Here is a 15,225-nt window from a genome sequence, read left to right as displayed (position 1 = left end):
ATTTCAACTCAGATAGACAGGATTATCATGCTGGCATTCTTAGACAAAATACACTTCGCTACCCCCCGCATCCGGCGCATCATTTTTTGGTTACTGGTCTCCTTCACGGCCTATCTGCTCATCGGTTTTCTAGTTTTACCGCCAATTCTCCAGTCGGTGATAACCACACAGGCTACCAAGGAATTGAAGCGGACCACCTCCATTGATGATATCGATTTCAATCCCCTCAGCATGAGTTTCGAGATTTACGGGCTGAAAGTTGCCAAAAAGGATGGCGACGGGCACCTGATAACCGTGGGCTCGTACCACATGGCGCCCTCTTTCGCGAGCATATGGGAATTTGCTCCTGTGGTTTCCTACATGCAGCTTCGCGACATGACACTGGACATCACCTTTTTCGGCGATGGCAAATATTCCATCTCCGACCTGATCGGTGCGTCACGTCCCGAAAAGCAAAAAGAGGACTCCAAAGACGAAGGGTACAACGTATTTCCCTTTGCGCTCTACGGGTTCGAGATGACCAACGCACGCATCATCTTTGATGACCGCACCCACAACAAAAAGCACGTCATTGAAGACCTCGACCTCATTGTTCCATTCACTTCGAGCATCATGGACATGCGTAAGGAGTTCACGCAGCCCAAGATCACTGCCATTGTCAATGGGGACCGGATAGAACTCAACGGGCTCACCCTGCCCTTTGACCAATCACTGCGTACCGAATTCCAATTGGAAGCGGTGGATATCGACCTTGACCAATATTGGCAGTATGTCCCGTTGCAATCGCCGCTGCATCTGGTCAAAGGAGCTTTCACTTCCAATATTTCACTGTTCTTCGAGCGACCCAATGCCCAGAGGATCAACCTTTTCCTGGGCGGCGGCGGAACGTTTTCCAATCTGGAATTGTCAGTTCCCGGTGATGATACCGTCCTGTCTCTTGATGCATTGAAATTCGAAATGGAGCGTTTCTCCCTTGGCGACAATGAACTCATTCTGAACTCCCTGGCGCTGAACTCTCCCTACTTCAAGGTCATCCGCCGGGAGAACGGAGACATCAACTGGAAGGAATACTTCCCCACCGCCGTAGTTGAGGACAAAGCCGAAGAGGCTGCCCGACCGGAACCGGAAGTTGAACAGGCCCCTGCTGAAACTGCCGATCTGGTAACCGAACAGGCCGAAGAACAGTCCACGCAACAGGTTGCGAATGAAGCCTCGGAGCAGGCCGTCGAGCAAGTTCCTGAACAAACAGTTGAAACCGATGTCGTGGACCCGGCATCGCCATTCCGATTGACAGTCAAATCCATGGCTGTAAACGAAGGCACACTGGATTGGCAGGACAACAACGTCACTGGCGGTTTTGCCAAGACCTACCCGCACTTTTCTTTACAGGCGGAGAATATCCTCTTCGGCGGAGAAGGCGCTTCCTCCTTCAATGTCGGTATCGGAGAAAGTGGTCTGCTTTCCGTCAAAGGCACGGCAACCATCGATCCGCTGAACGTCACGGCCAATGTGGAACTCACGCAGTTCGATATCCCCACCTACCAGCCGTATATTGGTGAATACTTCCCCATGATCGTGGATTCGGCGCTACTGGACGTCAACTCGACCATCAATGTCGAACAAGGGGAGGCCCTCCAGATTCAGGTACAGAACGGCAAGCTGACACTGAGTGATTTGGCGCTACGCAAACCGGAAGCGGATGCACCGAGCATCACCCTTGCCAATCTGAGCATAGCCGGCGTGAACGTCAACGTGGCGGAGCAACAGGCCACGGTACAGGAGATCAGCCTGACCTCGCCAAGTATCGATGTCGTGCGCACCAAGTCCGGTGCCATCGATTTGCTGGAGCTTATGGAGACCCTTCCAAAAGACACGGCAACGCCCAGGCCGGAACAGGAGCAGGAGCAGGATGATAAAGAGCTTGCATGGCAGGCTTCGATCCAGGCTTTCAGAATCAACGAAGGGCAGACAACCTTCAGGGACAACACACTGAAAACTCCGGCCAAGCTGTCGCTGGACAAGATCAATGCTGCCATCGATACCATTTCCACCCAGCAGGAAGAGCCGATGAAGTACGATATTTCGGCCCGATGGGGAGGAAGCGGTACGATCAATGTCGAAGGCACGGCACGCACGGACAACTTCTCGTCCAATGGCCGTCTTCGTTTGAGAAACATCGGTTTGCGTCCGCTGGACAACTATGTCGGTGAATTTGCGGATGTCCTCATCGCCAAGGGAGGCGCGTCCGCCGACCTGCGTTACGACTACTCCGGAATCGACAAAAACACTGTTCGCGTTTCGGGTTCTGCCGGTCTCGACCAGGTCAAGATTACGGGCGACTGGGGGAAAGGTGAACTGGCTGGCATAGAGCAACTTGCCATAAAGGGAATCAGTTTTGAGAACAACCCCAACCAGTTGTCGATAGACAGTGTCAGTCTCAACAACCCCCGCGCCAGCCTCTCGTTCAACGACAAAGGGCGACTGAACATACGCCGCGCCCTTCGCATCCCAGAGCCTGCCCCTGTTGAGGCAACGGATGCAGAGAGCGCCGAAGATTCGGAGGCCGCGGCTGATTCCACTGCCATCGAAGACCACGATGATGCCGAAGCACCCCAGGGAGCCGCCTCTTTCTTCAAAACCTTGAAAATTGCCGAAGTAACCATGAACAACGGAGTGGTTTCATTTGAGGACGATTCGGTTTCTCCCCGATATTCGACCACTCTGAGTCAAATGAAAATGCAACTCAAGGGAGCGTCGCAGGACCCGGAAGCTCGTCCTGAACTGGATTTCAAGGCCAAGCTCGGGCCGACTCCCCTAACAATCGGTGGCGTGGTGAACCCCATCATCACTCCCATATACTCTGACCTGAAGATTACTCTCAACGGCCTGGAAATGGTTCCTCTGACACCGTACACCATACAGAGTATGGCATATCCGGTGGAAAAAGGCCGACTCTATGCCGATGTCTCCTTCAAGACCGAAGACTGGGTACTGAGCGCCAACAACCGCTTATTTGTCGAGCAACTCGTACTCGGCCCCAAGGACAAGCGGCCGGATGCACCCAATGTTCCCGTCAAGTTCGGTCTGGCATTGTTGCAGGACAGCAATGGCGACATGCAGCTGAATCTGCCTATCAGCGGTCGACTGGATGATCCGAACTTCCGCATCGGCGGCATTGTCCTAAGAGCCATTGTCTCCTTGTTCTTCAAGGCGCTGTCCTCGCCATTTTCCATCATCGGCTCGATTTTTGGTGGTGGCGAAGACATGGACTACGTCGTGTTTGAACCAGGCGGCACGCAGATTGCCGGACAAAGCATCGAAAAGATCAACACCATCATCAAGGCATTGACAGACCGTCCCAAACTCACGCTTGAAGTGGATGGAGTCATTGATCCGAGAGCCGACAAAAAGGCGCTGGAGAATATGATCTTCAATGCCAAGCTCAAGCAGCAGAAGTATGATTCCCTTTCGCGCAAGGAGCGCTCCGAAACCACCATGGAAGCCATGACCATCGAATCGGAGGAATATGCCGAATTGCTCTACGAGGCTTACAAGGACGAACCCGATCCCGAGGACGTTCGACCAACAACACTGTTTGTCGTCGACGAGCAACCCGTGGATGTCATGGAAGCATTCATTCGCGAACGTATCCAGGTCACGGATGAAGATCTCAAGGAATTGGAACGAAAGCGCGCAAGAGCGGTGAAAGAGTATATTCTTTCCAATGACCCATCGCTCACTGAGCGGGTGTATCTCCTCGATCGAACCGGCAGCAAGGTGGACAAACCCGGAACACCTATGCACAGGGCGGATCTCGGCGTGAAGTAGACACAACATGATCCGGTGCGGCCCGACCGCACCGGATAACAAGGAGTGCAGATATGAGGGCACGGCAAAGACTGAAACAAGGCCTGTGGTTCACACCACTCGCAGGACTTATGGTCATGCTGTGTGCTCTTCTGAATCCGTGTTTCGCCAACGGACAGGCACTCCGGCCCGTGACGCTGCAACTCCGGTGGTCACACCAATTCCAATTTGCCGGATACTACGCCGCCAAAGCCATGGGATACTATGAAGATGCCGGGCTTGACGTGTCGTTCCGTGAGCGTACTCCCGGCATGGACAACGTGGAAGAAGTGCTTGCCGGGCGTGCAGAGTTCGGGGTGGGGGATTGCGAACTGCTGCTCGATGCCGCAAAAGGGAAACCGCTTGTGGTGCTCGGGGTCATTTTTCAACACGCCCCAAACGTCATTCTTTCACGGGCTGATTCAAAAATCCGCACCCCCGAAGATCTCCGCGGCAAGCGGCTCATGATTCTCGATTCCAATGCAACGCCCATCTGGGCAATGCTCGCCCACATAGGCGTATCGCGTGATGAAATGGAGCTGCAACGCCTGACATGGTCCACCAAGGAACTGATCAACCGCGAAACCGATGCCATGTCAGCCTACCTGACAAGCCAACCATATGAGCTGAAATCTCGCGGTATTCCGGTCAACACCATCAACCCCATAGCCTATGGGATCGACTTTTACGGGGACAACCTGTTCACCACACGACAACTGGCTGAACACGAGCCTGATCTGGTGGAGCGATTTGCCAGAGCATCGTTCAAGGGATGGGAATTCGCCATGACACATCCCGAACAGACCATCACGATCATTCGTAACAACTATGAGACAAAAAGTTCGGTTGATCGGCTCCGCTACGAAGCCAACACCATGCATGAGCTTATTCTTCCACGGCTCGTCGAAGTGGGGTCCATGAACCACAAGCGATGGGAGGATATCTCTGACCAGTATCTGAGCCTTGGATTGCTGGATAATAAACCTTCACTCGATACGTTTCTCTATACTCCCCGGGACCTTCGAAGACAGGAAAAGCTGGCACGCTGGACCCCGATTCTGGTTTCCATAGTTGCCGTCGTTCTAGGTATCGCCCTCTCGCTCCTCTACTTCAATCAGCGACTGAACAAGGGAATCCGCCAACGTACCGAGGAGCTCGAACGCAGCCGGGGCAATGTCAGGCAGGTGCTCGATCTGGTGCCCAACATCATCTACGCAAAGAATAGCGAAGGCCGGTTCCTACTTGTTAACCAGGCAATGGCCAACAGTCTGGGCTTGCAGCCGGAAGATATTGTGGGAACTCTACACAAGGATGTTCACCCGGACAAGGAACAGGTCAGGGCCATGGACCGTGACGACCTGAAGGTCATCGAGACAGGACTCCCGAAAACCTCCATGGAAGAGCCGTATCAGCACGTGGATGGCACGACACACTGGCTCCAGTCCACTCGCCTGCCCTTTACTCCGGCCGATTCCACGGAACAGGCTGTGCTGACACTTGCGGTAGACATCACAAACAAACGGATATCCGACGCCGCCCTCAAGGAGAGTGAAGAACGTTTTCGCGCCATATTCAATCAGACCTACCAGTTCACCTGCATTCTGGATATGGACGGAATCATCATTCATATCAATGAAACCACCTTGTCCACTTTCCGGCTGAAAGAAGTGGATATAAAAGGCAAACCATTTATTGATGCACCATGGTGGCAGGCCGATGAGCCGACTCGTAGCCACATCCAGAAGATCATACACATGGCAACAAACGGAACTACTGTTCACGAGGAAGTAATCACACTGGTTCCGGATGGAGACAGCATCACACTGGACTTCACACTCAAGCCCGCACGCAACGACGAAGAGGAAATCACCCTGCTCATAGCAGAAGGCCGTGATATTTCTGAGCTTAAACGATCCCAAGCCGAACTCATGCAATTGAACGAGGAACTTGAGCTGCGCGTTGCCGAACGAACGAGCAACCTGGAAAAGGCCAAGACCGATTTGATGGAGTCCCTTGAGCGTCTGAACAAGACCCAGGAAGAGCTGATCATGTCCGAAAAAATGGCTGCGCTTGGCGGACTGGTGGCCGGTGTCGCTCATGAAATCAACACGCCGCTGGGCGTGGGGGTGACAGCAGGCTCATACCTCCAAAGCAAGATCAATGAACTAAGCACCAAATTCAAAAGCAACGCGTTGAAAAAATCCGACTTGGAGCGATTCATCCAAATGGGAGAAGAATCGAGCAGAACCATTCTGACCAACCTTGAGCGCGCGGCAGAACTCATCAAGAGCTTCAAACAGGTCGCCGCCGACCAATCGTCGGAAAAAGCCCGGCAGTTCAACCTGAAGGAGTATGTTGACGAAGTGCTCATGAGCCTGCGCCCCAAATACAAACGAACCGAGCACATCATCGAAAACCAATGCCCGGACATCACGCTTTACAGCTATCCCGGAGTATTCATGCAGATCATAACCAATTTGCTCGTCAACGCTCTCACCCACGCTTACAAAGGGCAGGAAGCCGGCCACATCATCATCGACGGCTCTGTTGACGGCGACATCCTGACATTTCGTTTCACGGACGATGGTTGTGGCATAGCACCGGAACATGCAGCCAAAGTATTTGAGCCGTTCTACACCACCGGCCAGGATACCGGAGGAACCGGGCTCGGCCTGCACATTGTCTTCAATACGGTAACCCAGAATCTCGGGGGAACCGTCCGGCTTGAAAGTGAACCTGGAAAGGGAAGCCGATTCATCATTACCATGCCCTTTACTCAGAACGATTTACCCACCGGGAAAAGCACATGACTGATAAAAAAGACGAATTGATCTTTGCCGCCGAAACCAAGCACGAAGACCAGACACAGAATGCAAAGCCATGGAAACTGCTGGTTGTTGATGACGATGATTTTGTCCACAAGGTGACTCGACTGGTCTTTGCCGAGTACCGCTTCGAGGAACGTCCGGTTGAAATTCTTTCCGCGCATTCCGCCGAGGAAGGCAAGGAAATGTTGAGCCGTCACCCGGACATAGCCGTTGTTCTGCTTGATGTGGTCATGGAAACGCAAACAGCCGGGCTGGAAGTGGCTGCCTGGACTCGCGATATATTGAAGAACACCATGGTTCGCATCATCATGCGAACCGGCCAGCCCGGGGAGGCTCCTGAGCAGGATGTCATCTTCAAGTACGACATCAACGACTATAAGGAGAAATCGGAACTGACGTCGCAAAAGCTGGTGACAACCGTAACGGCAGCCATCCGTTCCTACCGCGACATACGTACCATCGAACACAATCGCCGTGGGCTGGCTCGAATTGTCAAATCGACTCCCACACTCTTCAAAACCCAATCCATGAACGAATTCGCATCCGGCGTCCTGACCCAGCTTTCGTCCACAATCAGTGAGGAAGACAATTCTCTTATGGTGCGGGCCTCAGGGCTGGCAGCCTGTAAAAACCATGGGAAGCTCCAGGTCGTTGCTTCAACCGGGCGATTCAACAACGGACTGGGGTATGGCATCGAGCAGATCAAGGATGTTGAAGCGGTAGAGTGTATCAACAAGGCACTCAAGGAGAAAAGCAGCTTTTTCACCGGCAACTCGTTCACCGGATATTTCCGCACCACGTCCGGCTCGGAAAACATCATTCACCTCACGGTTGCCCCTCCGTTGAAAAAGCAGGACCGAGAACTTATCGATATCTTTTCCACCAATATAGCTGTGGCATTCGACAACATCGATGCCAACGAAGAGATGACGGAAACGCAGCGGGAGTTGCTGCTGACGATAGGTGAAGCGGTGGAAATGCGGTCCACAAGCCTGACGAGCCATGTCCGGCGGGTTTCCGAATATGCATACGTTCTTGCCAGGCACATTGGCATGGAAGCGAATCGCGCCGAAATTCTCAGGCTGGCGGCTCCCATGCATGATATCGGCAAAATAGGATCGCCGGAACACATCATCTACAAAGACGACACCCTTGACCCCGAGGAAGTGGAATCCATAAAATCACACACGGAAATCGGCTACGAAATCCTGAAAGGCTCAAACCGCACGATTCTGCGAACCGCTGCATCCATTGCCAGAGAACATCATGAACACTGGGACGGCTCAGGCTACCCCAATGGTCTGAAAAACGACGAGATATCTCTTGAAGCCCGCATCGTCGCGCTTGTGGATGTCTTTGATGTTCTGGGAAGCAAACGTATCCACAAGGGGCCATGGAGCGACGAGGACATCATGGCGTATATCGAAGAGTACAAGGGAGTTCGCTTCGATCCGCATTTAGTCGATGCTTTCATGGACAATCTGGAAGACATCTACTCCATCAGGGAGCAATACCCAGACAATATTTAGATATGGCAGTCGACGCCTTCACTGCGCAGGTAGACAATGACGTCTTCCAACGGAAGCGGAGGACTGTAGTAGTATCCCTGCACCAGTTCACAATTGAATGACTGGAGCATGTCGATTTGCTCTTTGGTTTCGGCACCTTCGGCCACAACGCCGATCCCGAGGTTCCCGGCCATGAGAATAATCGTTTCAACGATCTGGGCATCCGACTCATCCGTTGTGATGTCCCGAATGAAAGAGCGATCGATCTTCAGTCTGTCGATGGGGAAATTCTTCAAATAATACAATGATGAGTGGCCTGTTCCAAAGTCATCAATGGAAATGGACATCCCCATATCAACCAGCATGTTGAGCTTGGCGATGGATTTTTCCACATTGGTCATGAGGGTCGATTCCGTGATTTCCAGCTCGATTTTGGATGGAGAAACGCCGTTCATTTCCAGTTTTTCAGTAATCATCTCAACGAGATCTTCCTGATCAAACTGAATGGGCGAAAGGTTCACGGCAATGGAAATGTCATCACAACCGATACCTTCAAACAACTGCATGGCCTTGCAGGATGCATCCATGACATATTCGCCCAGCGGGACGATCAATCCGGTTTCCTCGGCTAGGGGGATAAAATCCGCCGGGCTCACAACAGTCCCGTCCGGCTTGTGCCAACGCACCAGCGCTTCCATGCCAGTAACAACATCGTTGAAGAGATTGACCTTAGGCTGGAAATAGACTGTAAACTCACGATTCTTGAGGGCCTGACGCATGTCGTTTTCCAGCTTCAAACGCTTGGAAATACGCAGATTCACTTCCTGAGTGAAAAGGAAGTAGGCGTTTTTCCCCTTGGCCTTGGATTGATACATGGCCATATCGGCATTCTTGATCAGCGTTTCCGCGTCGCTGCCGTCATCCGGGTACATGGTCACACCTATGCTTGGCGTGACATGCAACTCCTCTCCCCTGACAACATACGGCGTTTCAAAAACCGCCAGGGCGCGCTCGGCCAGACTGGCCACCTCACGCTCTTCACCCACGCCTTCAATGATCATCAGGAACTCGTCACCGCCAAGACGGGCAATGGTATCCGCATCCGGGAAATCCTTCCTGAGTCGGGCAGCGACCTCTTTCAGCAACAGGTCCCCAAAGGAGTGACCCATCGAGTCGTTGATCTTCTTGAAATTATCAAGGTCCATGAACAGGACAACAACAGAACTGCCGTCGCGCTTGGCATGGGTGATGGCAACCGAGAGGCGGTCATGGGCCAGAGAGCGGTTAGGCAGGCCGGTCAGCGCATCATGATACGCTTGATGCTCGATCTGCTTATCCTTGAGCTTCATATCTGAAATATCATGAAAAACAGCAACGTAATTGCTCACGCTCCCAGTTTTGTCCTGTACCGCACTGATGCTGAGAATTTCCGGGTAGGATTCACCATTCTTCCTGCGATTCCATATTTCTCCATGCCATGAACCATTGGTATACAACGATTCCCACATTTCTCTGTAGAAGGACTCTTCGTGTCTATCGGATTTGAGAACGCGGGGGTTCTTGCCCAGAACATCTTCGGGTTCAAACCCTGTAATGATGGTAAAGGATGGGTTCACGGCAACGATGTTGCCTTGTTTGTCAGTGATGGAAATACCTTCGAGCGCATTCTCGAAAACCATGGCAAACAATTGCAACTGCTGCTCGGCACGGCGGCGCTCGTCGATCTCGTTTTGCAACTCGTTCCGATACTCGCCCAGTCGCTCCATGTACTGATTGAAGTGTGTCGCCAGCTCTGCTGCTTCCCCATACCCATCCACTTCCGCCCGAACAGACAGGTCACCTTTGTCAGCCTGCGACATACTGGTGGCCAGCTTCGTGATGGGATTGGAGAAGGATCGTCCCAGATAATAGGCCAGAGGAAGGACTATCAGTACCGTGAGTATACCGCTGAAAATGAGGAATGACTGGATGCGATACAATGGGGCATAGACCTCATCGACATACCCGGTTGAGCCAACAATCCACCCAAGCTCCGGAATCTCGCGATACACCATGACTTTCTCGGTGTAGGTGCCGGTGCTCGGTTCTTTCCAGGAGTAGGAGAAGCGGCCGTTACGATTGAGGACCATATCGGTAAACAGCGTATGGTCTTCGTCCGGCAAAAATTCGGTAACATGTCCATGAATCCAGGGGTGGATGAGCATATTGCCCTGTTTGGTCATCAGGAAGGCATAGCCTGAGTCGCCCAATGCAAAATCTTCGACTCCGGCCCGGAAATCCTCATGATCAATGAGCTGGTTGAATTCCGAGCGATAGCTCGAAACGGATACAATCCAGTCCCAGGGAGCATAGTATTCCATGTAGAGTGCTTTTTCCCGCTTGGTCAATTCCCCGGGATTCGCCCATGAGTACTCAAGGTACCCCTGTTTCATTTCTGCCTGTTTCTGCCCAAGCCATTCGGAAGAGATATCCTCTCCCTCAAGGGATGAGGCCGGGTGCATGGCTATTTTGCCTGTGGTTTGTATCACATAAACATACCCGGAAGAGCCGATGGATTGACTTCGCAGAATCCGCTTTCCTTCAGCCCGGGCCTGCTCAGGAGTCAATTCCCCGGCATCAACGCGGCGCTGCAACCCGCTGAGTATGTCGACATTTTTTTCGGCTATGGCACGAAGACGGTTTCGTACTGAGACCTGTGCCGCAGTACGGACCATGGATTGGATGGCTTCAGATGAAACGCGCAGTTCAGTGAAGACGTTCTGCTTGATGGTATCACGCACCAGCACATACACCGTCCCCGCCGTAAGAGCGGTGGTCAGTACGAAGAAGAAGGAAAACCACCCCATGAGGCGGTATTTTATGCTGATACGACGATTTTCAAACGGCAACGCTATTCATCCTTGTATAAACTGGCGCACCAATGCGGTGAATCGCCAACAAAGTGAATGATACAGGTTCTATCGACCTTTGAAAAGGTCGTTATTTTGTATAGGAATTGAGCGTCTATCCGCCGATGGATGCCATGCGGGTTCGGCACACGCCCTGACCTGCGGGCATGCGCTCCAGCAGCTCATGTCCCATGGGCTTGTGACGGCTTGCACGGCGCAGAATTTTTTCTACGGCCTGAAGACCGAGCTTGGGGTGTCGAAGCACGGGACGCAAGCGATAGACCTTGTCGGAAAAGAGACAGGTGCGCAGATTGCCGTCCGATGTCAGGCGCAGTCGATTGCACGTACCACAGAAGTGGTTGGTGTATGGTGAAATAAGCCCAAGACGCCCTTTGCCGCCCTCGATTGAGAACATGCGCGCCGGGCCATGCTGACCGCCCTCTTCATCGGTGACCGGCTTGATATCGGCCAGATTCTGCGCCTGGGAGAGAATCTCTTCGGCTGTCCAGACTGCGTCGCCCTTCCAGCCTGTTTCCAGTCCCACCGGCATGAACTCGATAAAACGCATGTCCAGCTTGTTATTACGGGCAAAGTCGATAAAGGCAGGCAATTCATCATCATTCACGCCTTTCATGGCGACCGCATTGACCTTGACCTTCATCCCGGCTTCCAGGCAGCGATCAATATTGCTGCGAACCGTATGGAACAGGTCATTGCCCGTGATGGACTGGAACTTCGCCGGATCAAGTGTATCCAAGGAGATATTGACTCGCTTGATACCGGCATCAGCAAGGGAGTCCACATACTTCCCAACGAGGGTCGCATTGGTGGTGACGCACAAATCCAGCGTCGGGAATTGTTCGGCAGCACGAATCATGAAATCACCGAACCCTTTACGGACAAACGGTTCACCGCCGGTAAAGCGCACCTTCTCCACCCCGAGATTCACGGCCAATCCCATGAGATCAAGGATTTCCTCGTACCGCAAAATGATGGGGTGGGGAATGAACGTCTGCCCTTCGCCAGCACAGTAGGTACATTGCAGATTGCAACGATCCGTTACGCTGACGCGCATATAGCTGGCCTTGCGGCCGTGTCTGTCCTCAAGGAGTTTGTGCATGATTATGCGAATATTTCCTTCTTGGTGACGGCCTCGGCCTTGACCCTGTCCAGAAATTCCGCAAGTGCAGCCTTGACGTTTTCACGGATATCTCCTGCAACGATCAGATACAGCACATCGTCCCCCGGCTTCATCGGACCGGAATAGGCGTGAGCCACAGCACGGAAGATACCTTCCTTGGCCTCGATGTCTTTACGAATCTCTTCGATCTTTTCCCTGTCGGGATTGACCTCGATAGCGGTGACTTCTGCACGATCCTTGCGGGACCAACCACGGACGATGCCGTTGTGAACCAGTATCATGCCCACATTGTCGTTGAATCCGGGTTCTTTTTTCAAATCTGCGATGGCTTGATTGATATCCATGAAACACCTCTTGGGTATTGTGGTTGCGTTCCTTTTCCAAGTAAGCACGCATCAGGGCCGAGGCAAGCCTCATGCATTACCTTTCGGTCCGGCACCCGCATATGCGCTACAGGGCTTCCAAGGCCTCGAGCACTTCGTCGATGAGTATGCGAGGGGTGGATGCGCCAGCCGTCACACCTATCCGTCCGTACTGCCTGAGATTTTCCAAATCCAGATCAGCCACGGTCTCCACATGTTGCGAAGGCGTGCCTTTATCTGAAGCCACCTGAGCAAGTCGACGGGTATTGCCGCTGTTGAACCCGCCTACGACCACCATGTAGTCGACTCCTTCGGCCAGCTCGCTCGCTTCTTTCTGCCGTAGCTTGGTGGCATCGCATATGGTCTGCAAAACCTTGACGTTGACCGAGTCGTTTTCCTGAAGCTTCTTTGCCATCGCCTGAAACAGTTCCCGATCCTGGGTCGTCTGGGCGGCAAGGACATAGGATTTGTCCGGCGACAGAGGGTAATCATCAAGTTCTTCAGGAGCGCCAAACAGGAAGTGACCGTGCTCCGCATAGCTGACCAATCCTTTGACTTCCGGATGATCAGCCTCGCCGTAAAGCAACAGCTCACGCCCTTTCGCGGTATGCCGTGCAATGAGGAGCTGGGCTTTTTTCACTCGCGGACACGTCGCATCCTTGATGACCACATCCCGCGCCTTGAGCTGCGCTTCGACCTCACGGGTGATGCCATGAGCACGGATTACGACATAGGCACCGCCGGGCACTTCGTCCGGCTCTTCGGCGATGGTCACTCCCTTTTCCGCATATCGCTTCAAGACCTGCGGATTGTGAATGATCGGTCCGAGAATGAATATGGGCCTGCCGTCTGCTGCTTTGACCAGCTTATCCAGCCGCCGCAGGGCCAAATCCACTCCCATGCAGAATCCAGCCGTTTCCGCGAGGATCACATCCATAGAATAGAAACTCCTTTCCAGCGGCATCGAACAGCTCCGCGCCGTGGATATATTTTGACTTGACTTGAGCCGCTTGCAGGAATAGCGTTTGTCAAACGGTCGTTTAAAACAATTTCAGCGTAACGAGATGCAATCATTATGAACGAAAAGCAAGACGTCAACACAAAAGATGCTCTCCTGGAAGCAGCCATTGAAGTGTTTGCCGACAAGGGATTCGATGCGGCAACAGTCCGCGACATATGCAGCAAGGCTAACGCAAATGTAGCGGCAGTCAACTACCATTACGGCGGTAAGGACGCCCTGTACATGGCTGTTCTTGAAGTGGTGTTTCCTTCTGACGAATACGAACGCTACACATCTGACGACACGGAACCCGAAGAGCGCCTGCGCCAGTACCTACGCAAACTGGTTCGCGAAATCTATGAGCGCGGCAACAACATCGTCACCGAGCGTTGGTCCATATTCCTCAGGGAAATGGCAAAGCCGAGCAAGAACCTGGATTTTATCGTCAAACGGCAGGTCCAGCCGCGTGCGGACGAACTGCGCGACATCGTCAGCGCATTTCTTGGCCCCCAGGTCTCTGACCGAATACTCGCCTTCACCAGCTCCAGTGTCTGGATTCTGCTGCTCGACCACCTTCTCACCCAGCCGATACTCGACAGACTGACTCCCAAGCGTCCCGCCATTCGCGAGGACAACATCAACGAATTCGTGGAGCATGTGTTGACATTCTCCATCGGCGGCATCAGAGCGGTCAAAGGATAACGGCCAACCAGCCCCACCTTGACCGAACCCGCGTTTCCTGCGAACTGTCATGTATACGAAGGGCGAACAAATCATTCAATTGTTCGCCCTTCGTATACATGATTAATGAGGTCTAACAGGGAGCGCTCCGTGACTCGAATTACCTACCTTCTGGCAACCTGCTTCATCTTCTGCTGCACTCTTGCGCCAGCCTTGGCACGAACGCCGACCTACCCATGCCGCATCATCAACGAGTATCCGCACAACCCTGAGACATACACGCAGGGACTCTTTTTTCATGAAGGGAAAATGTACGAGTCATCCGGGGGATTTGGCGAATCATATCTCGCCATGATCGAGCCGGAATCCGGCAGAACCCTCAGATTATACCCGCTGGAAGGCAAATATTTCGCAGAAGGAATCAGCCGCCGTGGTGACGCGTTGTACATGCTCACATGGTTGTCGGGTACCGGATTCATCCACTCGCTCGAAACATTGGAGCGCATCGGCACATTCGAGTATCGCCAGTCCTGGGAGAAAACCGAAGGATGGGGGCTGACCTCGGACGGAACACAGTTCATCATGTCCACCGGCAAGCCGAGACTGCGCTTTCACACACATGCCGACTTCAAACATCAGGCGGTCATGACCGTCCTCGACAACGGCGAACCGGTCCGACTACTCAACGAGTTGGAGTACGTTGGCGGCACCCTGCTTGCCAATGTCTGGAAAAAGGACGTGATTGCCGTCATCGCCCTGGAAACAGGCAATGTGCAGGCCTGGATTGACCTCAGCCCGCTTCGGGAGCGCCTGGGATCACAGGCAGGTGTGGCAAACGGGATTGCGTATGATGAGCACTCCGGGCGACTGTTTGTCACCGGAAAGCACTGGGACAAACTCTTCGAGATCACCATGGATGCCGTACTCTGGCGGCAACCGGTCACACCGCCTGCCGCCAGCAACTGATCTAT

Annotated in this window: 9 protein-coding genes; 5 read left to right on the top strand and 4 right to left on the bottom strand. The window is 53.0% G+C overall.

What is annotated here, in order from left to right; all coding sequences use genetic code 11:
• Positions 1–27: 27 nt before the first annotated feature.
• The 3 genes from DPRO_RS13675 to DPRO_RS13665 are packed head-to-tail and all read left to right on the top strand — an operon-like array spanning position 28 to position 8,203.
• Positions 28–3,828: a DUF748 domain-containing protein gene (locus tag DPRO_RS13675; protein ID WP_097012558.1), complete on the top strand. Its 3,801-nt coding sequence runs from the start codon at positions 28–30 to the stop codon at positions 3,826–3,828.
• Positions 3,829–3,881: 53 nt separating this feature from the next.
• Positions 3,882–6,656: an ABC transporter substrate-binding protein gene (locus DPRO_RS13670; RefSeq protein WP_097012557.1), complete on the top strand. Its 2,775-nt coding sequence runs from the start codon at positions 3,882–3,884 to the stop codon at positions 6,654–6,656.
• On the top strand, positions 6,653–8,203 hold the full coding sequence (locus DPRO_RS13665) for a response regulator (RefSeq protein WP_097012556.1): 1,551 nt from the start codon (positions 6,653–6,655) through the stop codon (positions 8,201–8,203). The genes DPRO_RS13670 and DPRO_RS13665 overlap by 4 nt, the downstream gene beginning before the upstream one ends.
• Here DPRO_RS13665 and DPRO_RS13660 read toward each other — a convergent pair.
• The 4 genes from DPRO_RS13660 to ispH form a co-directional block, all read right to left on the bottom strand.
• Positions 8,200–11,070 carry a bifunctional diguanylate cyclase/phosphodiesterase gene (locus DPRO_RS13660; protein WP_232005592.1) on the bottom strand — a complete coding sequence of 957 codons (2,871 nt, stop codon included), beginning with the start codon at positions 11,068–11,070 and terminating at the stop codon, positions 8,200–8,202. The two genes, DPRO_RS13665 and DPRO_RS13660, sit on opposite strands and share 4 nt — an antisense overlap.
• Positions 11,071–11,185: 115 nt before the next feature.
• Positions 11,186–12,190 (bottom strand): GTP 3',8-cyclase MoaA, encoded by a 1,005-nt coding sequence (gene moaA, locus DPRO_RS13655; RefSeq protein ID WP_097012555.1) that lies wholly within the window; start codon positions 12,188–12,190, stop codon positions 11,186–11,188.
• 2 nt (positions 12,191–12,192) lie between these two features.
• Positions 12,193–12,555 carry a molybdenum cofactor biosynthesis protein MoaE gene (locus DPRO_RS13650; protein WP_097012554.1) on the bottom strand — a complete coding sequence of 121 codons (363 nt, stop codon included), beginning with the start codon at positions 12,553–12,555 and terminating at the stop codon, positions 12,193–12,195.
• Between the two features lie 106 nt (positions 12,556–12,661).
• The gene (ispH, locus tag DPRO_RS13645) at positions 12,662–13,510 is read right to left on the bottom strand and encodes a 4-hydroxy-3-methylbut-2-enyl diphosphate reductase (protein WP_097012553.1); all 849 of its coding nucleotides are present in this window, start codon (positions 13,508–13,510) and stop codon (positions 12,662–12,664) included.
• Between the two features lie 138 nt (positions 13,511–13,648).
• Between ispH and DPRO_RS13640 the strand changes: the two genes are divergently transcribed.
• Positions 13,649–14,275 carry a TetR/AcrR family transcriptional regulator gene (locus DPRO_RS13640; protein ID WP_097012552.1) on the top strand — a complete coding sequence of 209 codons (627 nt, stop codon included), beginning with the start codon at positions 13,649–13,651 and terminating at the stop codon, positions 14,273–14,275.
• A gap of 129 nt (positions 14,276–14,404) precedes the next feature.
• The gene (locus tag DPRO_RS13635; protein WP_232005591.1) at positions 14,405–15,220 is read left to right on the top strand and encodes a glutaminyl-peptide cyclotransferase; all 816 of its coding nucleotides are present in this window, start codon (positions 14,405–14,407) and stop codon (positions 15,218–15,220) included.
• The last annotated feature ends 5 nt before the right edge of the window (positions 15,221–15,225 follow it).

This window comes from Pseudodesulfovibrio profundus (assembly GCF_900217235.1).
Taxonomy (GTDB): Bacteria; Desulfobacterota; Desulfovibrionia; order Desulfovibrionales; family Desulfovibrionaceae; genus Pseudodesulfovibrio; species Pseudodesulfovibrio profundus.
Note: the sequence above shows the minus strand (reverse complement) of the source record. Positions and strands in the feature narration are given on the sequence as shown.